A 25260-nucleotide genomic window follows, 5' to 3' on the forward strand; every position below is an offset into this window, starting at 1 on the left:
ATTTCAACGCGCACCTTGTCCGAAAAGCGCTTCACACTTTTCGGGATGCGCTCTTAAGGAGTTTTCCATGACCCTTATCTTGAAACCCGGCAGCGTTTCACTTGGCGTACTTGAACAGATTTACCGCGAAAATCATGCCGTTCGCATCGATCCGTCTTTCCATACAGGCGTTGAAAAGGCAGCTCGCCGCATCGCCGAAATCGCTGCTGGCGATGCACCGGTCTATGGCATCAATACCGGCTTTGGTAAGCTCGCCTCGATCCGCATCGCGCCCGAAGATGTAGCAACACTTCAGCGCAATCTGATCCTGTCGCATTGCTGCGGCGTCGGTGAACCGCTGAGCGAAAACATCGTGCGCCTCATCATGGCGCTGAAGCTCATTTCGCTTGGCCGTGGCGCATCGGGCGTGCGGCTCGAACTCATTACGCTTATCGAAGCCATGCTGGAAAAGGGCGTCATTCCAATGATCCCGGCCAAGGGTTCGGTTGGCGCTTCTGGCGACCTCGCGCCGCTTGCGCATATGGCCGCGACCATGATCGGCGAAGGGGAAGCCTTCTATCAGGGCGAACGCCTGCCATCTGCTGACGCACTGAAAAAAGCGGGCCTCAAGCCGGTTGTTCTGGCTGCCAAGGAAGGTCTAGCCCTCATCAACGGCACACAGACCTCAACCGCATTGGCATTGGCCGGCCTGTTCCGTGCGCATCGCGCATTGCAGGCAGCCCTTGTCACCGGCGCCCTTTCGACCGATGCAGCAATGGGTTCAACGGCTCCGTTCCATCCAGATATTCACACATTGCGCGGCCATCAGGGTCAGATCGATACGGCAGCAGCCCTGCGCAATCTGCTCGCCGGTTCGGTCATTCGCGAAAGCCATCTGGACGGCGACCAGCGCGTGCAGGACCCTTATTGCATCCGCTGTCAGCCGCAAGTTGATGGTGCAGCCCTCGATATTCTGCGCCAGGCTGCCCGCACATTGGAAATCGAAGCCAATGCCGTCACCGACAATCCGCTCGTCCTCTCCGATGACAGCGTGGTTTCAGGCGGCAACTTCCATGCCGAACCCGTTGCTTTCGCAGCCGACCAGATTGCGCTGGCTGTGTGCGAAATTGGGGCAATTGCCCAGCGCCGCATTGCACTTCTGGTCGATCCTGCGCTTTCCTTCGGCCTGCCTGCGTTCCTCGCTAAAAAGCCGGGCCTCAATTCGGGTCTTATGATTGCGGAAGTCACATCCGCCGCACTGATGAGCGAAAACAAGCAGATGGCGCATCCGGCATCGGTTGATTCCACGCCAACCTCCGCCAATCAGGAAGATCATGTTTCAATGGCCTGCCATGGTGCACGCCGCCTGTTGCAGATGACCGAAAACCTCAACGCAATCATCGGCATTGAAGCATTGACTGGCGCACTGGGTGTTGAATTGCGTGGCCCCCTTGAAACCAGTCCAGAACTGAAAAGCGCCATCGCCGTTCTGCGCGCGCATGTGCCGACACTCGACGTTGATCGCTACATGGCCAACGATTTGGCAAGCGCAAGCGCCATCATCGCCGACGGCTCGTTCACCGGCAGCATCAGCGCCCATATTCTGCCTGCACTGGAGATTTGAAATGAGCGCTTTTGAACTCCACCAGGGTTCGTCACCTGTCATTCTCGGCCTGCCCCACACCGGAACAGACGTGCCGGAAGACATCTGGGCGCGGCTCAATGACAATGGCCGCATTCTTGCCGACACCGACTGGCATATCCATCAGCTCTATGACGGGCTACTGGACAATGTCACGACAGTCCGCGCCACCTTTCATCGCTATTGCATCGATGCCAATCGCGATCCGGCAGGTGTGAGCCTCTATCCGGGCCAGAACACCACGACGCTGATCCCGGAAACCGATTTCGACGGCCTTGCAATCTGGAAAGACGGCGAAGCCCCCACCGAAGCCGATATTACAGATCGCATCACCCGCTTTCACAAGCCCTATCACGATGCCCTTGCCGCTGAAATCGAACGCGTGAAAGCAATCCACGGCGTAGCAATCCTTTACGATTGCCACTCGATCCGCTCGCATATCCCGTTCCTGTTTGAAGGCAAGCTGCCGGATTTCAACATCGGCACAGACCTTGGCAAGACCTGCGCACCGGAAATCGAAGCCGCAGCCGTGGAAGTGACCGAAAACGCCAGCGGCTATACATCCATTCTCAATGGCCGCTTTAAAGGCGGCTGGACGACGCGCCACTATGGCAAGCCCGAAACCGGCGTCCACGCCATCCAGATGGAGCTGGCGCAATCAACCCATTTAACCACCGAAACGGTTCCCTTTGCCTATGACGAGGCGAAGGCAACAAAGCTTCGTGTGCATCTCAAATCCATTCTTGAGCGGCTTGAGAACATTGCCGCCGAACTGAAATCCTGAGGAGTAAACCATGTCCAACCCACGTCATAACGAGCGTGAAATCCGTGCTCCGCGCGGCACCGAACTCAATGCGAAGAGCTGGCTCACCGAAGCACCGCTGCGCATGTTGATGAACAACCTCGACCCGGATGTTGCCGAGCGCCCGCATGAGCTGGTTGTCTATGGCGGCATTGGTCGCGCAGCCCGCACATGGGACGACTTCGACCGCATCGTTGCAACATTGAAAACACTCAACGACGACGAAACCCTGCTGGTGCAGTCCGGTAAACCGGTCGGCGTATTCCGCACCCACAAGGATGCGCCGCGTGTTCTGATCGCCAATTCAAACCTCGTGCCCCATTGGGCAACTTGGGATCATTTCAACGAACTGGATAAGAAGGGTCTCGCCATGTATGGCCAGATGACTGCCGGTTCGTGGATTTATATCGGCGCTCAGGGTATCGTGCAGGGCACTTATGAAACCTTCGTGGAAGCTGGTCGTCAGCATTATGATGGCAACCTTAAGGGCAAGTGGATTCTGACCGGCGGTCTTGGCGGCATGGGCGGCGCTCAACCGCTTGCAGCCGTCATGGCTGGTGCTTGCTGCCTCGCAGTCGAGTGCGACGAAACCCGCGCCGACTTCCGCCTGCGCACCCGCTATGTCGATGAAAAGACCCACAGCCTCGATGAAGCTCTGGCCAAGATCGACGAATGGACCAAGGCAGGCGAAGCCAAATCCATAGCGCTGATCGGCAACGCGGCTGAAATCTTCCCGGAACTCGTCAAGCGCGGCGTGCGCCCTGACATCGTGACCGACCAGACTTCAGCCCATGATCCGGTGCATGGCTACCTGCCAATCGGCTGGAGCGTTGCTGAATGGCGCGCCAAGCAGGAAAGCGATCCGCAAGCAGTTGCGAAAGCCGCACGCGCTTCGATGAAGGTGCAGGTTCAGGCCATGCTCGACTTTCATAATGCGGGCATTCCAACGGTGGATTACGGCAACAATATCCGTCAGATGGCGCTTGAAGAAGGTTTGGAAGACGCGTTTGCCTTCCCGGGCTTCGTACCCGCCTATATCCGCCCGCTGTTCTGCCGCGGCATTGGACCTTTCCGCTGGGCAGCCCTTTCCGGCGATCCAGAAGATATTGCAAAGACCGATGCCAAGGTGAAGGAACTGCTGCCAGACAACAAACACCTGCATAACTGGCTCGACATGGCAAAGGAGCGCATCGAATTCCAAGGCCTGCCAGCGCGCATCTGCTGGGTTGGCCTTGGTGATCGTCACCGCCTCGGCCTCGCCTTCAACGAAATGGTTCGCAACGGCGAACTGAAAGCGCCAATCGTCATTGGCCGTGATCATCTCGATTCAGGTTCGGTCGCGTCACCAAACCGCGAAACCGAAGCCATGAAGGACGGCTCCGACGCCGTATCCGACTGGCCGCTGCTCAACGCGCTTCTCAACACCGCATCGGGCGCAACATGGGTATCGCTCCATCACGGCGGCGGCGTCGGCATGGGCTTCTCCCAGCATTCGGGCATGGTCATCTGCTGTGACGGTTCGGAAGATGCCGATGAACGCATCGGTCGCGTGCTGTGGAACGATCCGGCCACCGGCGTCATGCGCCATGCCGATGCAGGCTATGAAGAAGCCCTCGACTGGGCAAAACAGCAGGGTCTTCGCCTTCCGGCGATCCTTGGAAACTAAGAATCCAATCGAAGGCGGCCCTTACGGGGGCCGCCTTTTTTCATGTTCAAAAATACACGTAATACCGGGGAATATCGATGACAGACACGACGCTTAGCGGCCGGGAACCCTCACGCGGAACGGCAGCACTCAAGCTGGTTGTATACAGCTTCATAGGAATCTTCTTCTTTTTCGTTCCTGTTACCATTGGCGGAAAATCCACTATTCTGCTTGATCATGCAGCCACGGCACTGGCAACACAATTGCGACCGGTCGCTCTGACACTTGTTTGTCTGCTGATCGCTTATGGTGCGTTTGGACCATTCTTCAATGGAACATGGAAGAAGAACCTGACGGAAAAAATCTTCTCGGTCTTGCGGGTGCTTGGACTAGTTGCAACGGTCATGTATCTCGCGAATCTCGGTCCGGCGTTGCTGTTCACGCCTGACATGCTGCCTTTTCTTTTTGACAAACTGGTGCTTTCCGTCGGCCTGATTGTGCCAATCGGCGCACTGGCACTTGCTTTTTTGATCGGTTACGGCCTGCTCGAATTCACCGGCGTTATTGTGCAACCTGTGATGCGCCCCATCTGGCGCACCCCCGGCTGGTCGGCAATTGATGCCGTCGCATCATTCGTTGGCAGCTATTCGCTGGCACTTCTGATCACAGACCGCGTTTATAAAGAAGGCAAATATACCGCACGAGAAGCTGCAATTGTTGCAACCGGATTTTCGACGGTTTCTGCCACTTTCATGATTATCGTCGCGCGGACACTCGGTCTGATGGAATCATGGAACCTCTATTTCTGGACGACTTTCTTCGTCACTTTCATCGTCTCAGCGATCGCAGCGCGCCTGTGGCCGCTAAGCCGTATGGACCATCCGGAAGATCGCGACATGCCACTGCCAGCAGGCAAAGGTCGCATTGAAACTGCGATAGATGCGGGCATTACGCAGGCACAGAGCGCACCAAAGCTGTTGCCTCTGCTCTGGGCAACGTTCCTCGACGGTCTGCGCATGGCATCGATGATTTTGCCAAGCATTATGGCCGTCGGTCTTCTTGGCCTTTTGGCTGCAAAATATACACCGCTTTTCGATGTTCTCGGCCTTGCACTTTATCCATTCACATGGCTTGCGCAGTTTTCCGACCCAATGCTTGCTGCGAAATCCATGGCCTCCGGTCTCGCCGAAATGTTCCTGCCCGCCATTCTTCTCAAAGATGCAGATGTCGCGCTAAAGTTTGTTGCAGCTGTTGTTTCGGTCAGCCAGGTTCTGTTCCTGTCCGCTTCGATCCCATGCGTTCTGGCAACATCCGTACCACTCAAATTCCGTGATTTGATCGTCATTTGGTACATCCGCACAGCATTGAGCATTCTGCTCACCGCACCCGTTGCTTTCTGGGCAGTATCAAACGGTTGGTTGAATTAATGGAATTCAAAGTCCTCAAAGCGAAGGACCATCGCCGCATGCCGTGGAAAAACGGCGGCGGCGTAACGGTCGAAGTCGCAATCCATCCGATCAATGCGTCGGTCGATAATTTCGACTGGCGCATTTCCACGGCAACCGTTGCCAATGATGGCCCCTTCTCGACCTTCCCCGACATTGATCGCACCTTGTCGGTGCTGGAAGGCAACGGCATTGTTCTCGATGTTGAAGGGGTGGAAACCACCCTCACCCGCGAGACAGCACCCTTTGCTTTTGCCGCCGATGCAAGCTCTGGTGCTCGTTTGATCGAAGGTCCAATCACGGACCTCAACGTCATGACGCGACGTGGAAACTTCGCGCATCAGGTCACCCGCATCGTCACAAATGATTCGGCTAGACTTGAAGCAGAAAGCGGCACCGTGCTTCTTTTCTGTGCAGAAGGAAATTTCGAGCTAAAAAGCGACAACAGAATCGCGCATCTCGACCAGCATGACTGCCTGATCTTATCAGAAGATGCGCAGTTTTCTGTAGAGCTTACTGGGAGAGGCATCGCCTATAAGATTTCGATTATAGACATATAATCAAAGGCTTATTCGATATTTCGCGAGACGGACAAGCAAAGGTTTCTTTGCCTGTCTCTCTGGACAGAAATTGTGGTCCTGCTAATTTGTCTGCAAGAATATGTATATGCTTAAAACAAAAAGGGGTTCACATATGAGAAAATCTTGGTTGGCTGGTGCAGCCCTCGCAGCACTCACCCTTGCCTCTGCCGCACAGGCAGAAACCAAAGTCGCAATCGGCTTTTCCGGCTGGACGGGCTTTGGTCCGCTCACACTCGCAAAAGAAGCGGGTATCTTCAAGAAAAACGGCCTCGACGTCACGCTCAATAAAATTCCACAGGCAAGCCGCCATCTGGCTCTGGCCTCCGGTGATATCCAGTGCGCTGCAACCACGGTTGAAACATGGATTATCTGGAACTCCGCTGGCGTGAAGTCCAAGCAGATTTTCCAGATGGATAAATCCTATGGCGCTGACGGCATTGCCGTGCGTGGTGACGTCAATTCCTTTGCCGATCTCAAAGGCAAGACGGTTGCAGCCTCCGCTCCCGGCACCTCGCCTTACTTCTTCCTGGCCTATATGCTCGCCAAAAACGGCATGACCACCAAAGACGTAAAAATCGTCAACATGGAACCGGGACCAGCAGCACAGGCTTTTGTTGCGGGCCAGAATGATGCGGCCATGACCTATGAGCCATATCTCTCGACCGTTCGCGCGGCACCGGACAAGGGCAAAATTCTCGCGACCACGCTGGAATATCCCGCTGTGATGGATACGGTCGGCTGCACACCGGACTTCCTTGAAAAGAACCCGGAAGCTGCCAAGGCGCTCGCCACCAGCTATTTTGAAGCACTGGAAATGATCGCTGCTGATCCGGCCAAGTCCTATGAAATCATGGGTAAGGACGTAAAGCAGTCGGGCGAAGAATTTGGCAAGTCCGCAGCCTATCTGCGCTGGCAGGACAAGGCCGCCAACCAGAAGTTCTTTGAAGGCGAATTCAAGGAATTTTCCGAAGAAGCAACAAAGCTCCTGCTTGACGCTGGCGTCATCAAGAACAAGCCAAATCTCGACGAGATTGTCGACATCAGCTTTATCAAGTAAATGCCATTGCAGCGCAGACTCGGAGTTCACTCCGGGTCTGTTTTATTTCCGCCTCATGCTTGAGGCAGCCTGCGTGCCTGACTAAACGGATATGCCTATGCAGCCTATGCAACCGATCGGAAATGGAGCCCGAATTCTTCTGGGAATTCTGTTCTTCGTGCTTTTCTTTGCTTTCTGGGGCGTTGCGACGCTCGGAGGCTTTGTTTCGCCTACCTTCCTCGCCGATCCGATTACCATGGTTCAGGATGGGTATGATCTTATCGTCAATCAGGGTTTTATGTCGGATATTGGCATGACTGTCTGGCGTGTGTTGGGCGGCTTCATTATGGCAAGCATCGTGGCCATTCCGCTCGGAATAGCCATGGGCGCCTATAAGCCGATTGAAGCGCTGCTCGAACCCTTCGTTTCCTTCGCGCGTTATTTGCCAGCATCTGCATTCGTGCCGCTTCTTATTCTCTGGTCAGGCATTGGCGAAACACAAAAGCTACTCGTTATCTTCATTGGTGCCGTGTTCCAGCTCATTCTGATGATCGCTGTTATCGTTTCCGGCACACGCCGCGATCTGGTTGAAGCTGCCTATACACTCGGCGCCAAGGACCGCGGCGTCATTCGCCGTGTGCTTGTGCCTTCAAGCGCTCCCGATATTGCTGAAACGCTGCGTCTCGTGTTGGGCTGGGCCTGGACTTATGTGATCGTGGCAGAGCTGATCGGTGCATCGTCGGGCATCGGCTATATGATCATCAATTCCCAGGCGCTGATGGCGACCGGACAGATTATTTTCGGCATCATCGTCATCGGCGTTATCGGTCTGATTTCTGATCTGGCTTTCAAATACATCAACCGCTGGCTCTTTGCGTGGAGGTTTGCGTAATGCTTACGACAACCGAACAGGAACTCGTCGTCAAAGGCGTCAGCCGCACCTTTCCGGGTGTGCACGGCGGCAAGCCAACGCTGGCGCTGCAAGCGACCGATCTCATCATTCCAAAGAATGATTTCGTAACCATTCTTGGTCCATCAGGCTGCGGCAAGTCCACGCTTCTGCGCATCATTGCCGGTCTTGACAAACCGACAACGGGCACGGTGACGCTGGAAGGCCAGCCGGTCAAAGGACCGGGTGCCGATCGCGGCATGGTGTTCCAGTCCTATACGCTGTTTCCATGGCTGACCGTTCGGCAGAATGTCGGTTTCGGCCTGCGCGAAAAAGGCATGCCAGAAAAGCAGGCCCGTGAAATCATCGATAGCTATATCGACAAGGTCGGCTTGCGCGGATTTGAAAACCACTGGCCAAAACAGCTTTCAGGCGGCATGCAGCAGCGCACGGCAATCGCCCGCGCTCTGGCCAATGATCCAAAGATTCTGCTTCTCGATGAGCCTTTCGGCGCGCTCGACAACCAGACGCGTGGGCTGATGCAGGAACTTCTGCTCGGTATCTGGGAGCGGGAACAGAAAACCGTGATCTTCGTCACCCACGATATTGAAGAGTCGATCTTCATGGCGACCCGCGTGGTGACGATGACAGCCCGCCCCGGCAAGATCAAATCAATCACGCCAGTCAATATCGAACATCCGCGTTCTTATCAGGTCAAAGCCAGCCCTGAATTCTCCGAACTGCGCTTAAAGCTTACGGAAGAAATCCGCAGCGAAGCAATTACAGCTGCAAAACAGGCTGCCTGAAAATTATTGTTCCTTCTGATGAGATGGTATCTTAAGAAAAGGCTGCGATGTTCTTCGCAGCCTTTTCTTTCTAGCGCTTTGGATATGCGCTATTTTCAGGACCGTTCCATCATGGCCGTTTCAGCAGAACTTGAAGACCGCATCGTTTATGTGAATGGCGAATATGTCGCCGCGCGCGATGCAAAAATCTCGATCTTTGATCGTGGTTTTCTCTTTGGTGACGGAATTTACGAAGTAACCGCAGTCCTTGATGGCAAGCTGGTCGATAGCGATCCGCATATGAAGCGCCTGCGCCGTTCAACGGGTGAAATCGGTATTCCGATGCCGATGAGCGAAGATGAGATCGTCGAGATCGAGCACGAACTGATCCGCCGCAACAATCTCACCGAAGGTCTGGTCTATTTGCAAGTCACGCGCGGCGATGGTCGCGACCGTGATTTTGTCGCTAAAGGCTTGAAGCCATCAGTGGTTCTGTTCACCCAAGTTAAAGCCCTCGCCAACCGGCCGGAAGTCGCAACAGGCATCCGCGTACTTTCACTCGATGATCTGCGCTGGAAGCGTCGCGATATCAAAACCGTCTGCCTTCTGCCACAGGCGCTCGCCAAGGAAATTGCCAAACATGCCGGTTGCGACGAAGCCTGGATGTTAGAGGACGGTTATGTCACCGAAGGTGCATCGTCGACCGGCTATATTGTCACGCAGGATGATGTCATCGTCACCCGCCCGAACAGCAATGCAGTGCTTCCCGGCTGCACGCGTTTGTCGCTTTTGCAGCTGATTACTGAAACCGGCATGACGCTTGAAGAACGCGCTTTCACGATTGACGAAGCTTATGCAGCGAAAGAAGCTTTCATGACCAGCGCGGGCACTTTCGTAACGCCGATTTCGTTCATCGACGACAAGCCTATCGGCGGTGGCAAGCCGGGTCCGGTCGCACTCAAGCTGCGTGAGATTTATCTCGACCACGCACGCCGGACCGCGATCTGAAAACAGTCGGGCCGGAACTCAGTTCCGGCCCGTTTTGCTCACGCTTCCCTCTCCCAAAAGAGCGGAGCAAAAGTGCTAAAACGTGCTAAAACACGTTTTTTGTGCGCATTTCATGCTCAAAAGCGATGTTCAGAATGTGATTGCTGTGGCAAACCCATGGTGAGAATGTGGCAATATCGCGGCAAAACCCCTTTTTAGCGACGCTGGTTGTAAACATCGATGCAAACAGCACCCAACAAAACGATACCCTTGATCACTTGCTGATAGTCGATACCGATACCCAAGATCGACATGCCATTGTTCATCACACCCATAATCAGCGCACCGATCACGGCACCTGTCACACGACCAACGCCACCATAGGCCGATGCCCCACCGATAAAACAGGCGGCGATCACATCCAGCTCAAATCCAAGACCGGCTTTTGGTGTTGCCGTATTCAAACGGGCTGCAAAAACCAGTCCAGCAAGGGCTGCCAACACGCCCATATTGACGAATGCCAGAAAGGTCAGGCGCTCGGTTTTAACACCCGAAAGCTTTGCCGCATGGCGATTGCCCCCTACTGCATAAATCTGGCGACCAATGACTGTGCGCGTCGTGAGAAACGCATAGGCTGCAATCAGAACTGCCATAATAATCAACACGTTGGGCATGCCGCGATGTGAAGAAATCAGCAGGGCAAGATAAGCGATACCGGCAAAAAGCACGATATTCTTGATCACGAAAAAGGCGAAAGGCTCGGTTTCCCCCTCATGCGCAATGTGACGCGCACGCGATCTTGAGTTCTGCCAGACGATGAAACCAGCAAGCACGAGACCGAGGATCAGCGATGTCAGATAGACACCACCCGTCACCCCGATAAATTCAGGAATGAAGCCAGACGACAATTTCTGAAACATCGGAGGGAATGGACCGACCGACTGCCCACCGAGAACGGCCAGCATCAATCCTTTGAAAACCAGCATCCCAGCAAGGGTTACGATGAAGGATGGAATATTAAAATAAGCGACCCAGAACCCTTGCATCGCACCGATAATACCACCGGCAATCAGACACAGAATGGCAGCAATAGGAAACGGGATTCCCCACCGAACCATCATCACCGCCGCCAGTGCGCCGATAAATCCGCAGACTGATCCGACCGACAAATCGATATGTCCGGTCACGATAATCAGCAACATACCGAGCGCCATGATGACGATATAACTGTTTTGCAACACAAGGTTAGTCAGATTCAGCGGCTTCATCAACACGCCGCCAGTGACGATCTGAAAAAAGATCATGATCGCGATAAGCGAGAGCAGCATTCCCGATTCACGCAGGTTGTTTTTGAGATAACGCCCGATACCGCTCGGCGCTTTCTGGACTACGGTCTCGCTCATGATTGTTTTCCCTTATTGCGCATGATCGCACGCATGATGTTTTCCTGCGTCGCCTCGCCGCCAGCGACTTCGCCAACGAAGGCTCCCTCATGCATGACGACAATGCGGTCGCAAATCCCGATCAGTTCCGGCATTTCGGACGAAATGACGACCACGCCCTTGCCGCTGTCGGCCAATGAATTGATGATTGTGTAAATGTCGTATTTGGCACCCACATCGATGCCGCGCGTCGGTTCATCGAGGATCAGTACGTCCGGCCCGGTGAACAGCCATTTTGACAGCATCACCTTCTGCTGGTTGCCACCCGAAAGCGTGCCGGTTTCCTGATAAACGTTGTGGCAGCGGATGCTCATCTGGCTGCGATAGTCATTCGCAACCTTCATTTCGCGAATGCTGTCGATCACGCCCTTCGGGCTGACGCCACGCAAATGCGCGAGCGATATGTTGCGCGATATATTATCGCCAAGAACAAGGCCCAACTTCTTGCGGTCCTCGGTCACATAAGCGAGCCCGGATTTGATAGCCCGTGCCACGGTAGAAATATCCACCGGCTTGCCATGCATCCGCGCTTCGCCAGTGATATTCGTGCCCCATGAACGCCCGAAAAGACTCATGGCGAACTCGGTGCGGCCAGCACCCATCAGGCCTGCAATACCGACAATTTCCCCGGCGCGCACGTTGAACGAAACATTTTTAACCGAATGCCGTTCGGGGTGCAGCGGATGATAGACCGACCAGCTATCAGCCTCGAAAATCACTTCACCAATTTTCGGCTCACGCTTCGGATAGCGGCTTTCCAGATCGCGATCGACCATTTTGCGGATGATCTCGTCTTCTTCGACCTCACCCTCGTGACAATCCAGCGTTGCTACTGCACGACCATCACGCAGAACGGTGATCTTGTCCGCCACTTCACGAATTTCATTGAGCTTGTGCGAGATCAGGATGGAGGTAATACCCTGCGCACGGAATTCTTTCAGCAATGCCAACAATGCCGCACTGTCGGTTTCGTTCAAGCTCGCAGTAGGCTCATCAAGGATCAGCAGACGTACCCGCTTGGAAAGGGCTTTCGCGATTTCAACGAGTTGCTGTTTGCCAACACCAATGTCCGTCACCAGCGTATCGGGCGATTCCGTAAGACCAACCTTCTTCAACAGCACTTTCGTACGCTGATAGACTTCGCTGCGGTCAATGACGCCATAAGATCCGGGCGGATTGACGAGAAAAATATTCTCGGCAATCGACATCAATGGCACAAGTGCGAGCTCCTGATGGATGATGACAATGCCCAGCGCTTCGGAATCGTTGATATCGCGGAAGTGTCGCTCTTCGCCATCAAAGACAATCGAGCCGTCATAACTGCCAGAGGGATAAACCCCAGACAGCACTTTCATCAGCGTGGATTTTCCCGCGCCATTTTCACCGACAAAGGCGTGGATTTCGCCCGGCATCACCGTGAAATTGACGTCACTCAGAGCCTTCACAACGCCGAAGGATTTGCTGATACCGCGCATTTCAAGCAGCGGCGGACCACTCACATGTGGGCCTTCGCTGCCTGTCTCACGTTCAACAGGATTGGCTAAACTCATTCGCTCGCTCCCATGACAAACCTGCTCTGTCGTCAATTTATGAGAAGCTGCGCACTCAAAAAAGACAACGCTGTCAATCTTTCGGCCTAACCCAGTTCGAAAACTGGGCGGCGGGGATCATGACAAGGAAGCAGGCATTATGGACGCGCCACAAAATGGCGCGTCCAGACACAAAATTACTTGATTTGGTCTTCTTTGTAGTAACCGCTATCGACCAGAACTTCCTTCCAGTTCGACTTGTCTACGATGACAGGCTTAAGCAGATAGGACGGCACAACCTTGACGCCATTGTCATAGGTCTTGGTGTCGTTCACTTCTGGCTCTTTACCACTCATCACGGCGTCAACCATATCAACGGTGACCTTGGCGAGTTCGCGGGTGTCTTTGAAGATGGTGGAATTCTGCTCACCAGCAAGGATCGATTTGACAGAAGGCACTTCGGCGTCCTGACCGGAAACCGCAGGCATTGGCATGTCGCCGCTGCCATAGCCAACACCCTTGAGTGAGGACAGAATGCCAATGGAAATACCGTCATATGGTGACAGCACAGCATCCAGCTTCTTGTCGGAATAGAAGGCTGAGAGGATCGAGTCCATGCGCGCCTGAGCCGTGGCACCGTCCCAGCGGAGTGTCGCTACCTTGTCCATGCCGGTCTGGCCACTACCAACGATAAGCTTGCCGCTGTCGATGTATGGCTGGAGAACCGACATTGCACCATTATAGAAGAAATAGGCATTGTTATCGTCAGGCGAACCGCCGAACAACTCGATATAGAACGGACCTTCCTTGTTCTTGAGATCCAGTGCTTTTTCAATCGACTGTGCCTGCAAAACGCCAACCTGGAAATTATCGAAGGTCGCGTAATAAGAGACGTTTGGTGTGTCGCGGATCAGGCGGTCATAAGCGATAACCTTGATGCCTGCGTCATTGGCCTTGGCCAGAACATCGGACAATGTGGTGCCGTCGATCGATGCCACAACCAGAACCTTGGCGCCCTTAGTGACCATATTTTCGATCTGAGCCAGCTGGTTTGGAACGTCATCTTCAGCATATTGAAGATCAGTTTTGTAACCGCGTTCCTGGAGCACCTTTACCATGTTGTCGCCATCGGCAATCCAGCGTGCGGACGACTTGGTCGGCATTGCAACGCCAACGAGGCCCTTGTCATCAGCATGTGCAAAGCCCGTAAATGCAAAGGCAGCAAGCGCTGCTGCCAGTGTGAATGATTTTATGCCTGCCATTATCTCACTCCCGTAATTGGGCTGTCTCATTGAGACTGCCATTCTCCCAAAACTTCCGCCCCCGCCCCATGCCCAGAACATCCTGAGCCTGAACCTGCGGAATACTTTTTCAAACAAGATCCAGGCTCTCTCAGCCCGCGATCTTGTTCCAAGCCTCAACTGCACGCTGTGCGCGTTCACGCACATCGGCAACCGTCAAACCAGCCTTGTAAAGACTGGAACCAAGCCCGAAGCAGCTCACTCCCGCTGCCCGATAGGTTGCAAAATCATTCTCCGAGACACCACCCACGGCACCCACCGGAATATCCTTCGGCAACACAGCGCAGATCGCCTTGATACCTTCGGCACCCAGCACATTTGCCGGGAAAAACTTGAGCGCCGATGCACCTGCATGAATAGCGGCAAAAGCTTCGGTCGGTGTGAACACACCCGGCATTGTCACCATGCCATGATGCGCTGCACGGCGAATAACATCAGGCTCGACATTCGGGCTGACCAGAAGCCTGCCGCCAACATCGTTCAACCGATCCACATTCTCAACCGAAAGAACCGTTCCTGCCCCAATCAGCACATGAGCAGGCGCGAGTTTCGCAGCCTTTTCAATGGATACGAAGGGATCCGGCGAATTGAGCGGAATTTCAATTGCCTCAAAACCCACCTCGATCAGCGTGGAAACAATCGCTTCCGTTTCTTCTGGCCGAATACCACGCAGGATAGCTACCAATGGATAGCGAAGCTTCGGCCATGCGATACGTTCGCTCATTGTGCGCCTCCCGCAAATGCGTGTTTTGCCGCCATAAACAGCCCATCGCGCACCAACTCATCGGCTTCGATACGTTTTACTTTCACACCCGCAATCTCAAGCGCGGACGCATAAAGCCCACCCATCATGCCGTCGGAAAGCAGCAGGACCTCGCTTGGTTTTCCAAACAATGTGCGGCCACCAGCAACTTCCAGCCCGATCAGCAGACCCGACAGACGTGCAAGCTGATCTGTCGGCTTAAAGTCATGCACCAGCCAGCCAGCGCGCACCGTAAAGAGCGCATTGGCGATAAGCTCAGGTGTCTCAAGCGAAGTTTTAACACCAACCTTAAAGGCTGCACTCGCTGGATCAACCGGCCCTGCTCCTTCAAGCGCACCAGCCAGAACCGACCTCTCTTTGAGCAGAGCAAACAATTCACCTGTCATGAAAGAGCGATAATCATTAAGCTTGCCGTCTGCGATATGCACCCATTTCGCATGTGTACCGGGCATCACCACCACGGCATCGCGCGTGCCGCGATGCACCAGACCAAGCAGCTTGGTTTCTTCACCGCGCATCACATCCGGCGCATCTTCGCTGCGGCGGGCAACACCCGGCAGCATGATGACAGGGCGCTTTGCAGGCACGCGAACCGCAGCAGCAACAATACCTTCCAACCCGGCTGGCAGGCTCATATAAGGCGCTTCGACCCAGCCAGTCCGCGAACCTGCCATACCGCAGATCACGACCGGCAGATCATCCGGCGCATCGACGGATGCAAGATGCCGTTCGAGCAGCGTCTCAAAGCCCTTTTCTTTTGCCGAGATCAACCCGTCGTCACCGCGGCTTTCCCTGAGGACATGACCATCAACATCCAGCGTCCAGAGGCGGAACCGGGTGGTCCCCCAATCCGCCACTGCCGCAAATGGTGTTTTCGCACCAGACATTTAGTGGTTGTCTCGCGGCAGACCGCGCGTGTGCGCAATGTCCTGATACTTAACCGCATTTTCAAGAACCGCACCGGTTTCCATCTGTCCGACGACCGCGCGCTGGATTTCCTGCCAAGGCGTCTGGCTTTCAGGATATTTATAACCGCCAGCAGCCTCAAGAGCCTTGCGGCGCTCTGCCAGTTCTTCATCGGAAATCAGAATATCGGCTGTGCCGCGACCAAGATCGATGCGCACCCGATCGCCCATTTTCAGTAATGCCAGACCACCGCCAGCAGCTGCTTCCGGCGACGCGTTGAGGATCGAAGGCGAACCGGAAGTACCCGACTGACGGCCATCGCCGATGCAAGGAAGCGAACTGATGCCCTTCTTGAGAAGATAATCCGGCGCACGCATATTCACAACTTCCGCCGCACCCGGATAGCCGATTGGGCCAGCACCGCGCATGAACAGTACAGAGTGCTCATCAATCTCCAGCGACGGATCATCAATCCGGTGATGATAATCTTCCGGGCCATCAAAAACGATTGCCTTGCCTTCAAAAGCATTCGGGTCTTTTGCGTCGCTCAGATAGCGATTGCGGAATTCTTCCGAGATAACGCTCAGTTTCATGATCGCCGACGAGAACAGATTGCCGCGCAGCACGCGGAAACCAGCATGGCTCTTCAATGGCTGATCATAGGTCTTGATGACATTGCTGTCTTCAATCGTGGCATTTTTGCAGTTTTCACCGATGGTCTTGCCGTTAACAGTCAGCGCGTCCTCATGAATGAGGCCCTGCCCCATCAGCTGATTAACGACCGCTGGCACACCGCCCGCATGGTAATAATCTTCGCCAAGATATTCACCCGCTGGCTGGAGATTGACCAGCAGCGGAATATCCTCACCATATTTCTGCCAGTCGTCAATCGTCAGATCAACGCCAACATGACGCGCAAGCGCATTGAGATGAATCGGCGCATTGGTCGAGCCGCCAATCGCGGAATTGACGCGAATTGCATTGATGAACGCCTCCTTGGTCATGATGTCTGTTGGCTTCAAATCTTCATAAACCATTTCGACAATACGACGACCAGTCAGATAGGCCACTTCCTGACGATCACGATAAGGCGCGGGAATTGCAGCCGAACCCGGCAACTGCATACCAAGCGCTTCGGCAAGCGAGTTCATGGTCGTTGCCGTACCCATCGTGTTGCAATAGCCAGTCGATGGCGCAGACGAGGCAACCAGCTTGATAAAGCCCGCATAATCGATCTCGCCCTTGGCAAGCAGCTCACGCGCCTTCCAGACGATGGTGCCCGAACCCGTGCGTTCGCCCCGGAACCAGCCATTGAGCATCGGACCAACCGAGAGCGCAATCGCTGGAATATTGACAGTCGCAGCTGCCATCAGACAGGCAGGCGTGGTCTTGTCGCAACCAATGGTCAGCACAACGCCATCCAGCGGATAGCCATAAAGCACTTCAACAAGGCCGAGATAAGCAAGGTTACGATCAAGGCCCGCAGTCGGACGTTTGCCGGTTTCCTGAATAGGATGAACCGGAAACTCGATCACGATACCGCCCGCTTCACGCACACCCTCACGCACGCGATTGGCGAGCTCCAGATGATGACGGTTGCATGGCGAAAGGTCCGAACCCGTCTGCGCAATGCCGATGATCGGTCGCCCCGATTGCAACTCTTCCTGACTGAGACCATAATTCATGTAGCGCTCAAGATAGAGCGCCGTCATGTCCACATTGTCCGGATTATCGAACCATGCGCGGGAACGGAATCGTGGTGCTTTCGGATCGACGGGCTTATTCATTTCACTGTCCTGCGTGGGTAAGAGACCGCAGTGCGGCCCCAATTCCTAATCTTCAAAAACTTCAACGATATGGCGCTGTCCCAGAAGGAAAGCGTCTGCAACATGCGTCAGCGGCGCGAGGTCAACATCGCTCTGCCCCGCACCAACCAGCTTCACGAAATTCTGGTAAAGGCGCTGATATTCACGATCCGGCTCGGCCATTTTCTCGCTGCCTGCGATGGTCAGACGGCTACCGCCATGGCTCAACAGCAGCGTTCCCTTGTCGGTCTCAACACGAATATCCCATGTCTGCGGACCCGTCTGACGCCAGTCGAGTTCAAAGGAAACTGGCACACCACTTTCCGTTTCAAACGCAAGATCAGCTGCAATCGGTGCCGCGCGATTTTCAGGAAAATAAAGATCGGACTTCGTCAGAAAAAACCGTTCCGGCAAAATATGCGTGACAATCGACAGCGCATTAATGCCCGGATCAAACACACCAAGACCACCCGGCTCCCAGATCCATTGCTGGCCGGGGTGCCAATGCCGCACATCTTCCTTCCACGACACCGCAACAGAATGAATTGCAGCATCTTTCAGAAATTCGCGTGCAGGCTCAACGGCTGCAGCTTCGCGTGAATGCCAGGTTGCATAAAGCGTAACGCCCTGCTTTTCAGCAAAACGCGTCAGCGCCTGCACTTCCGAAATCGTTGCACCCGGAGGCTTTTCCAGCATCACATGCTTGACAGCGCTGAGCGCTGCATAGGCTTGCTGGAACCGACCCTGCGGCGGCGTGCAAAGCGATACTGCGTCAATGGCAATGTCGCTTTCAAGCAATTGATCGATGTCATGAAAGGATGGCAAACCATCAAGGCCTGCATTGCGGCTGGCAATGGCTTTAAGTTCAATACCATCAACAGCTTCAATCGACGGCAGATGCTGGTCACGAGCAATTTTGCCAAGACCAACAATTGCCAGATTGATATTGGATGCGGTCGCCATTTCAGAGCGCCTTCACAACAATGTCTTCGGCTTTCGCCTGCGCCAATTTATTGACCAGCGGATAACGGAAAGGCTTTGCCGAAATTTCGAACTGGTCGCCATTTTCCGTCTTCACACCTTCTGAGAAGGACAGTGTCGCCGTGCCAAAGAAATGCACATGAATGTCTCCCGGGCGACGGAACAGTTCATACTTGAAATGATGATGCTCCAGATTGGCAATCGTGTGCGACATGTTCGCTTCGCCCGACAGGAACGGCTTTTCAAAGATCACCTGATCCCCGCGCTTAATGCGCGAAACACCTTCAACGTGATCCGGCAGATCACCGACATAAAGCTCAGGCCCCAGCGACGCCTGACGCAGCTTGGAATGCGCGAGCCAGAGATAATTCTGCTTTTCCGTCACATGATCGGAAAATTCATTGGCAAGGCAGAATCCAAGGCGGAACGGCGTACCGTCCGGGCCGATCAGATAGATGCCCGCCAGTTCCGGTTCTTCACCACCATCTTCGGCAAAAGCTGGCGAGACCAACTCACCGCCCGTTTCAACCAGCGCCGAACCATCGCCCTTATAGAACCATTCCGGCTGCACGCCGGTTTCACCGGGCTTCGGCTTACCCCCTTCAACACCCATCAGGAACATACGCATGGAGTCGGTCGGCTTTTCAGCCGCCTGCGCTGCCTTGTGCATCTTGTCACGACCATCGGCAGATCCAAGATGTGTGAGGCCCGTACCTGCAACGATCAGATGTGCTGGATCTTCATGGGTAATGGGCAGACCAACGCGGCCATCTGAGAGCGCTGCATCAATATCAACTGCTTCGCCCTTGCCATTGCGTTCAACGTGTTCGCTCAGACTGATGCCGGCAGAAATTGCAGCCCATGCCAGTTCATAGGTCGTCGTTACGCCATTGACGACATGTGCAGCACCTTCATCATCGCAAGCGGCCACACGCGTTTCTCCGCTTGCATCGCGGAACTGTACCAGACGTAACATTGAACCTCCCATTTTCCGCAAAACTATCGCGGAACATTCTATCCAACCGCTCAGAGCACCCATGTGCGAAAGTGCGGCTCCTTCTTATTAATATGACTATTTTGTCAAACGCATACTTGTCAAGCAAGGGAAATGCCCCATACACCACCCTCTAACGCCCACATCAGGCAACACGAATATAAAACCATGTTTTAATTATATAATTTACGATTATGCACGTTTGTCGCACCCCTATTCCAAAGTAAAAACGACAAAGACGCTTGCCATAAAGTAATATTATATGCTTCATAAACGAGAAGGCCGGGAGGGCCTTTTCTTTGGGAGGATCCATTATGAAACGCAGTCTGACGGCTCTGACGGCCGCATTTTCATTCGCTCTGATCTCAAGCGCGTCCGCCGCTTCACTTACGGTCGGCTTCTCGCAGATCGGTTCCGAATCGGGCTGGCGCGCCGCCGAAACAAGCGTGACAAAACAGGAAGCTGAGAAGCGCGGCCACGCACTCAAATTTGCCGACGCGCAGCAGAAGCAGGAAAACCAGATCAAAGCCGTTCGCGGTTTTATTGCGCAGGGCGTTGACGCGATCCTGATTGCGCCGGTTGTTGCAACGGGTTGGGATGCGGTTCTGAAGGAAGCCAAGGAAGCAGAAATTCCTGTCGTGCTTCTCGACCGCCAGATCGATGCACCGGAAGACCTCTATCTCACCGCTGTTACCTCTGATCAGGTCCATGAAGGCAAGGTTGCGGGCGACTGGCTGGTCAAGGAAGTGGGCGACAAGCCTTGCTCGGTTGTCGAACTTCAGGGCACCACCGGTTCTTCACCGGCGATCAACCGCAAGAAGGGCTTTGAAGAAGCGCTTGCAGGCCACGACAACATCAAGATTTCCCGCTCGCAGACCGGCGACTTCACCCGCACCAAGGGTAAAGAAGTCATGGAAAGCTTCATCAAAGCCGAAAATGGCGGCAAGGACATCTGCGCCGTTTATGCGCACAATGACGACATGGCAGTTGGCGCCATTCAGGCCATCAAGGAAGCTGGCTTGAAGCCCGGCACCGACATCAAGGTCGTCTCGATTGATGCCGTTCCTGATATTTTCCAGGCGATGGCCAATGGTGAAGCCAATGCGACGGTGGAACTGACACCAAACATGGCAGGTCCTGCTTTCGACGTCATCGAAGCGTTCAAGGAAAAAGGCACGGTTCCACCAAAGTGGATCCAGACCGAATCCAAGCTTTACACACAAGCTGATGACCCGAAGGCTGTTTACGAAGCCAAGAAGGGCCTCGGCTACTGATCTTCGGATTGAATTTCATGGTTTCGGGCCGCATCGACTGCGGCCCGGCGCTGCTTGCGTCGCGAAAGAGTGGGAAACGGCTTTTCGCGACATGCGTGAAATAGAAACAGAGCAAGTGCAGTGGTGCATTACATGCAACACGCTCTGGTTTTGAAATTCGCAAACGGAAGACTGCCATGGCTCGCCCCGACATCGCTGTGCGCGAAACGCCAGCAACGCCGCTTCTTGAAGCGCGCTCAATTACCAAATCTTTTCTTGGTGTGACTGCACTCGATCACGTCGATTTCGCGCTCAATCGCGGTGAAATTCACGCGCTCCTTGGCGAAAACGGCGCAGGAAAATCAACGCTCATCAAAATTTTGACCGGCGCCTATCACGGCTTTGATGGCTCTGTTTTGCTTGAAGGCCAGCGCATCGCGCCCGCCTCTGTAATGCAAGCGCAAACGCTGGGCATTGGAACCGTCTATCAGGAGGTCAATCTTCTTGAAAATCTGACAGTCGCCGAAAATCTGTTTCTTGGTCGCCAGCCGCGACGCCTCGGCTTCATTGACCGTCGCCGCATGGAAAAAGATGCAGCCACCCTGCTCGCCCGATACGGCCTCACGATTGATGTCGGTGCACCTTTGTCGGCTTATTCTGTCGCCATCCGCCAGATCATCGCAATCGCCCGCGCTGTCGATGTTTCAGGCAAAGTTCTGGTGTTGGATGAGCCAACGGCCAGTCTTGATGCGCATGAAGTCGAGATGCTGTTTGGCGTCTTGCGCCATTTGAAGGCCGAGGGTCTTGGCATCATCATCATCACGCATTTTCTGGATCAGGTCTATGATATCGCTGATTGCGCAACTGTGCTGCGCAACGGTCGTCTGGTGGGCAGCCGCGATCTGTCGGAACTGCCTCGCACCGATTTGATTTCCATGATGCTTGGGCATCAGTTGCAGGAGACTGTCCGCCGTCAGCTAACTGAGGAAGTCGGCGACAGCTATTCCGCGCCCATCCACTTCACTGGCTTTGGCAAAAAAGGAAGCGTGGCCCCCTTTGATCTCGCGATCAAGCCCGGCGAAGCCGTTGGCATTGCCGGACTGCTCGGTTCTGGTCGTACAGAGACTGCTTTGCTTATGTTCGGCGTCGATCAGGCAGACAGTGGCACGCTTAGTGTTGACGGCAAAGATACAAAGCTGCCCTCACCGGTCGCAGCCATTTCCGAACGCTTTGCCTTTTGTCCTGAAGAGCGCAAGACCGATGGGATCATCGGCGATTTTTCGGTGGCCGAGAATATCGCGCTCGCCGTTCAAGCCAAGCGTGGCTGGTCAAAACCGATCTCGTCACGCGAAAAGGCTGCCCTCGCCCAGCGTTATATCAAAGCATTGGATATACGCCCGCCTGATCCGGACAAACCGATCAAATTTCTGTCGGGCGGCAACCAGCAAAAGGCCATTCTGGCGCGTTGGCTCGCCACCGATCCTCGCCTGCTGATTTTGGATGAGCCAACGCGTGGCATCGATATTGGTGCCCATGCCGAAATTCTCAAGCTCATCGGCGAACTCTGCACCGAAGGCATGTCTCTTGTCATCATTTCCTCCGAATTCGAGGAGCTTGCAGCCGTGGCAAACCGCGTGGTGGTGCTCTCCGACCGTCGCCATGTGGCAGAACTCAAAGGCGAAGAAATCACCGCCGACAATATCGTGCGTGCGATTGCTGAGACCGGAAGCGATAAGGAAGCGGCAGCATGATTGCGCGCATGACCAGAAAACTGAAAAGACTAAGCCCACAACTGGCAGCACTCGCACTTATTCTCGCGGCAAACACCATCATCGCGCCAGGTTTTCTCGGTATTTCTTTTCAGAACGGACGCCTCTACGGAAGCCTAATCGATATTCTGGTGCGTGCTGCACCTGTCGCCATTCTGGCAGTCGGCATGACATTGGTGATCGCCACCCGCGGCATTGATCTCTCGGTCGGCGCGGTCATGGCAATCAGCGGCGCAACAGCTGCATCACTCATCGTTGCAGGCTATCCGCTGGCGATTGTCATACCCGTCGCCCTCGGCGTCGGACTCGTTTGCGGATTGTGGAACGGCTTTCTTGTCGCCGTCTTTGACATTCAGCCGATCATTGCAACGCTGATATTGATGGTGGCGGGGCGGGGCATCGCACAGCTTATCACCGAAGGCGCAATCCTGACCTTCAACAATGATTCCTTTGCAGCACTCGGTTCCGGCTCGTTCCTCGGCGTGCCTATCCCTGTTTTAATCTGGGTATGTGCAGGGCTGGCAATCGGATTTGCGGTGCGCTCGACAGCGCTTGGTTTCCTGATTGAAGCCACAGGCATTAACCGCCGTGCCGCCATGCTGGCAGGGGTTAAAGCGCGCTTTCTCCTGTTTAGTGTCTATGCAGCTTCTGGCCTTTGTGCAGCGCTTGCCGGGCTGATCGCAACCGCTGATATTCGCGGTGCAGATGCCAACAACGCCGGTCTCTGGCTTGAACTCGATGCCATTCTGGCTGTCGTCATTGGTGGCACATCGTTGAATGGCGGGCGTTTCTCGATCATGGCGTCGTTGCTTGGCGCGCTAATCATCCAGGCGATCAATACCGGCATCCTGATGGCTGGGTTTCCGCCGGAATTTAACCTCATCATCAAGGCAGGCATTATCGTCATCGTGCTGACATTCCAGTCGCCGGCAATCGTCAGCTTCTTCACCTTCCTGCGTGCTGAACGTAAAAACAGTGCCGCAAAGCCAACGCACCAAGGAGCACGGCAATGAGAGTGCTTCGCAATCTGCCTTTCGTCACAACAGTCGCAATTTTCCTGCTTGCCTATGCGATCTGCGTCATCCAGTTCCCGAACATGCTTTCAACGCGGGTGATCGGCAACCTTCTGACCGATAATGCCTTCCTTGGCATTGCAGCCGTTGGCATGACCTTTGTGATCATCTCCGGCGGCATAGACCTTTCGGTTGGATCCGTCATCGCCTTTACCAGCGTTTTTGTGGCCGTGCTCGTCGGACAGCTCGGCGTGCATCCGCTGATTGCTTTCGGCCTCGTGCTGGTGATCGCAGCGCTATTTGGTGCGTGGATGGGGATGATGATCCATTATCTCGGCATCCCGCCTTTTGTAGCGACACTCGCTGGCATGTTTCTGGCACGCGGAGCAGCATTTCTGATCTCGACGCAATCTGTGCCGATTTCGCATCCGTTCATCGAAACCTTACAAGGCTTTTACTTCAGGCTCCCGGGCGGCGGCAGATTAACCTTTGTTGCCATGCTCATGCTGGCAGTTTTCATAATCGGCGGCATCATTGCGCATCGCACACGTTTTGGTGCCAATATCTATGCGCTTGGCGGCAACGCGCAATCGGCAGAGCTGATGGGCGTTCCGATTGGTCGGACCACAATTGGCATCTATACCATGTCGGGCGTGCTTTCCGGCCTCGCAGGCATCGTCTATACGCTCTACACATCATCGGGCTATTCGCTGGCAACTGTGGGTGTTGAGCTTGACGCAATTGCGTCGGTCGTCATTGGGGGCACACTACTCACCGGCGGTGCCGGCCTGGTGGCAGGGACATTTGTCGGTATTCTCATACAAGGCCTCATACAGACCTATATTGTTTTCGATGGAACACTGTCTTCCTGGTGGACAAAAATAGCGATTGGTATCTTGCTGTTCTTGTTTATTGCGCTACAGCGAGGACTTGTATGGTTTTCCGATATAAGACTCGCGCGTCAACGCATGAAGGAGGCCTGAATTGGGATTACTGGAAACGGCCATAACCGGACGCAAGCGCCATAACAGCCACGCAGTTGTCGTGGGCGAACTGGGCCGCGGCATTGTCGCGGGCACAATTCCCGAAGGCTCGATACTTCCGGGCGATAACGAATTGTCGTTGCGCTTTGGCGTTTCCCGTACTGTTCTGCGTGAGGCGATGAAAACGCTTGGCGCAAAACGCCTCATTGAGGCCAAGGCCAAGGTCGGTACGCGTGTTTTGGGCAGCAGTTCCTGGAACTTCTTCGATCCTGATGTACTGACATGGCGCTTTGAAGCAGGCTTCGATGAAGTCTTCGTCGATCACCTCGCCGAAATGCGTATGGCGCTGGAACCAGCGGCGGCGGCGGCGGCTGCAAAAAACGCAACCAGCGAAGAACTCGTTGAACTTTACGCGCTGGCCGCAAAATTTGACGATCCCAAGCATACACCAGAATCCATTGCCAAGGTCGATCTGGAGTTTCATCTTGCGATTGCCCGCATGTCGGGCAACCCGTTCATGCGTTCGGTCAGCAGTCTGATTGAAGCAGCACTTGCAATTTCATTTCAGCTCTCTTCGCCCGCAAGCTCGCCAGAAGGTATTGCCGAATGCGCAGCCAATCACTTGCGCATCGCCCACGCAATAGCATCGCGCGACCGTCAGAAAGCACGCGCTGCGATGGAAAGCGTCATCACATTTGGCGTCGAACGCATCCGTGAAGAGATATGATCA

At 54.5% G+C, this 25260-nt stretch carries 22 protein-coding genes; 14 read left to right on the forward strand and 8 right to left on the reverse strand.

The window, feature by feature from the left end; all coding sequences use genetic code 11:
* Positions 1 to 67 precede the first annotated feature (67 nt).
* The 9 genes from hutH to RI570_RS03410 all read left to right on the forward strand — a co-directional run bounded on the left by hutH (position 68) and on the right by RI570_RS03410 (position 9812).
* The gene (gene hutH, locus RI570_RS03370) at positions 68 to 1603 is read left to right on the forward strand and encodes a histidine ammonia-lyase (protein WP_313826956.1); all 1536 of its coding nucleotides are present in this window, start codon (positions 68 to 70) and stop codon (positions 1601 to 1603) included.
* Between the two features lies 1 nt (position 1604).
* Entirely contained in the window at positions 1605 to 2405 is an 801-nt protein-coding gene (gene hutG, locus RI570_RS03375; RefSeq protein WP_313826958.1) for an N-formylglutamate deformylase, read from the forward strand.
* 10 nt (positions 2406 to 2415) lie between these two features.
* On the forward strand, positions 2416 to 4089 hold the full coding sequence (gene hutU / locus RI570_RS03380; RefSeq protein WP_313826959.1) for a urocanate hydratase: 1674 nt from the start codon (positions 2416 to 2418) through the stop codon (positions 4087 to 4089).
* 77 nt (positions 4090 to 4166) lie between these two features.
* Positions 4167 to 5495, forward strand: coding sequence for a YjiH family protein (locus tag RI570_RS03385; protein WP_313826961.1), 1329 nt, complete (start codon positions 4167 to 4169; stop codon positions 5493 to 5495).
* Complete coding sequence (locus RI570_RS03390; protein ID WP_313826963.1) at positions 5495 to 6073, forward strand: HutD family protein; 579 nt, start codon at positions 5495 to 5497, stop codon at positions 6071 to 6073. Before RI570_RS03385 ends, RI570_RS03390 begins: the two co-directional genes overlap by 1 nt.
* A 133-nt stretch (positions 6074 to 6206) precedes the next feature.
* On the forward strand, positions 6207 to 7151 hold the full coding sequence (locus RI570_RS03395) for an ABC transporter substrate-binding protein (protein WP_313826964.1): 945 nt from the start codon (positions 6207 to 6209) through the stop codon (positions 7149 to 7151).
* Positions 7152 to 7248: 97 nt separating this feature from the next.
* The gene (locus tag RI570_RS03400; RefSeq protein WP_313826966.1) at positions 7249 to 8022 is read left to right on the forward strand and encodes an ABC transporter permease; all 774 of its coding nucleotides are present in this window, start codon (positions 7249 to 7251) and stop codon (positions 8020 to 8022) included.
* Positions 8022 to 8825, forward strand: coding sequence for an ABC transporter ATP-binding protein (locus RI570_RS03405; RefSeq protein WP_313826967.1), 804 nt, complete (start codon positions 8022 to 8024; stop codon positions 8823 to 8825). The genes RI570_RS03400 and RI570_RS03405 overlap by 1 nt, the downstream gene beginning before the upstream one ends.
* A 108-nt stretch (positions 8826 to 8933) precedes the next feature.
* Entirely contained in the window at positions 8934 to 9812 is an 879-nt protein-coding gene (locus tag RI570_RS03410; protein WP_313828535.1) for a D-amino-acid transaminase, read from the forward strand.
* 194 nt (positions 9813 to 10006) lie between these two features.
* Here RI570_RS03410 and mmsB read toward each other — a convergent pair whose 3' ends face one another.
* The 8 genes from mmsB to araD1 all read right to left on the reverse strand — a co-directional run bounded on the left by mmsB (position 10007) and on the right by araD1 (position 19494).
* Positions 10007 to 11194 carry a multiple monosaccharide ABC transporter permease gene (gene mmsB, locus RI570_RS03415; RefSeq protein WP_313826968.1) on the reverse strand — a complete coding sequence of 396 codons (1188 nt, stop codon included), beginning with the start codon at positions 11192 to 11194 and terminating at the stop codon, positions 10007 to 10009.
* Positions 11191 to 12783, reverse strand: coding sequence for a multiple monosaccharide ABC transporter ATP-binding protein (gene mmsA, locus RI570_RS03420; protein ID WP_313826970.1), 1593 nt, complete (start codon positions 12781 to 12783; stop codon positions 11191 to 11193). The genes mmsB and mmsA overlap by 4 nt, the downstream gene beginning before the upstream one ends.
* 176 nt (positions 12784 to 12959) lie before the next feature.
* Positions 12960 to 14024 carry a multiple monosaccharide ABC transporter substrate-binding protein gene (chvE, locus tag RI570_RS03425; RefSeq protein WP_313826971.1) on the reverse strand — a complete coding sequence of 355 codons (1065 nt, stop codon included), beginning with the start codon at positions 14022 to 14024 and terminating at the stop codon, positions 12960 to 12962.
* A gap of 130 nt (positions 14025 to 14154) precedes the next feature.
* Entirely contained in the window at positions 14155 to 14787 is a 633-nt protein-coding gene (locus tag RI570_RS03430) for a 2-dehydro-3-deoxy-6-phosphogalactonate aldolase (protein ID WP_313826973.1), read from the reverse strand.
* A complete protein-coding gene (locus RI570_RS03435) occupies positions 14784 to 15713 on the reverse strand; it encodes a 2-dehydro-3-deoxygalactonokinase (protein WP_313826974.1) in 930 nt (309 codons plus the stop codon). The genes RI570_RS03430 and RI570_RS03435 overlap by 4 nt, the downstream gene beginning before the upstream one ends.
* Positions 15714 to 17519 carry an IlvD/Edd family dehydratase gene (locus RI570_RS03440; protein ID WP_313826976.1) on the reverse strand — a complete coding sequence of 602 codons (1806 nt, stop codon included), beginning with the start codon at positions 17517 to 17519 and terminating at the stop codon, positions 15714 to 15716.
* Positions 17520 to 17564: 45 nt separating this feature from the next.
* Entirely contained in the window at positions 17565 to 18500 is a 936-nt protein-coding gene (locus RI570_RS03445; RefSeq protein ID WP_313826977.1) for a Gfo/Idh/MocA family oxidoreductase, read from the reverse strand.
* Position 18501: 1 nt separating this feature from the next.
* Complete coding sequence (gene araD1 / locus RI570_RS03450; RefSeq protein WP_313826978.1) at positions 18502 to 19494, reverse strand: AraD1 family protein; 993 nt, start codon at positions 19492 to 19494, stop codon at positions 18502 to 18504.
* 332 nt (positions 19495 to 19826) lie between these two features.
* On the opposite strand from araD1, the gene ytfQ reads away from it, so the two are divergent.
* The 5 genes from ytfQ to RI570_RS03475 all read left to right on the forward strand — a co-directional run bounded on the left by ytfQ (position 19827) and on the right by RI570_RS03475 (position 25257).
* Positions 19827 to 20786: a galactofuranose ABC transporter, galactofuranose-binding protein YtfQ gene (gene ytfQ / locus RI570_RS03455; RefSeq protein WP_313826979.1), complete on the forward strand. Its 960-nt coding sequence runs from the start codon at positions 19827 to 19829 to the stop codon at positions 20784 to 20786.
* A 176-nt stretch (positions 20787 to 20962) separates the two neighbouring features.
* Entirely contained in the window at positions 20963 to 22516 is a 1554-nt protein-coding gene (locus tag RI570_RS03460; RefSeq protein ID WP_313826980.1) for a sugar ABC transporter ATP-binding protein, read from the forward strand.
* Positions 22513 to 23547: an ABC transporter permease gene (locus tag RI570_RS03465; RefSeq protein ID WP_313826981.1), complete on the forward strand. Its 1035-nt coding sequence runs from the start codon at positions 22513 to 22515 to the stop codon at positions 23545 to 23547. The genes RI570_RS03460 and RI570_RS03465 overlap by 4 nt, the downstream gene beginning before the upstream one ends.
* Complete coding sequence (yjfF, locus tag RI570_RS03470) at positions 23544 to 24530, forward strand: galactofuranose ABC transporter, permease protein YjfF (protein ID WP_313826983.1); 987 nt, start codon at positions 23544 to 23546, stop codon at positions 24528 to 24530. The genes RI570_RS03465 and yjfF overlap by 4 nt, the downstream gene beginning before the upstream one ends.
* 1 nt (position 24531) lies before the next feature.
* Entirely contained in the window at positions 24532 to 25257 is a 726-nt protein-coding gene (locus RI570_RS03475) for a FadR/GntR family transcriptional regulator (RefSeq protein ID WP_313826985.1), read from the forward strand.
* The last annotated feature ends 3 nt before the right edge of the window (positions 25258 to 25260 follow it).

Source organism: Brucella pseudogrignonensis (assembly GCF_032190615.1).
Classification (GTDB): Bacteria; Pseudomonadota; Alphaproteobacteria; order Rhizobiales; family Rhizobiaceae; genus Brucella; species Brucella pseudogrignonensis_B.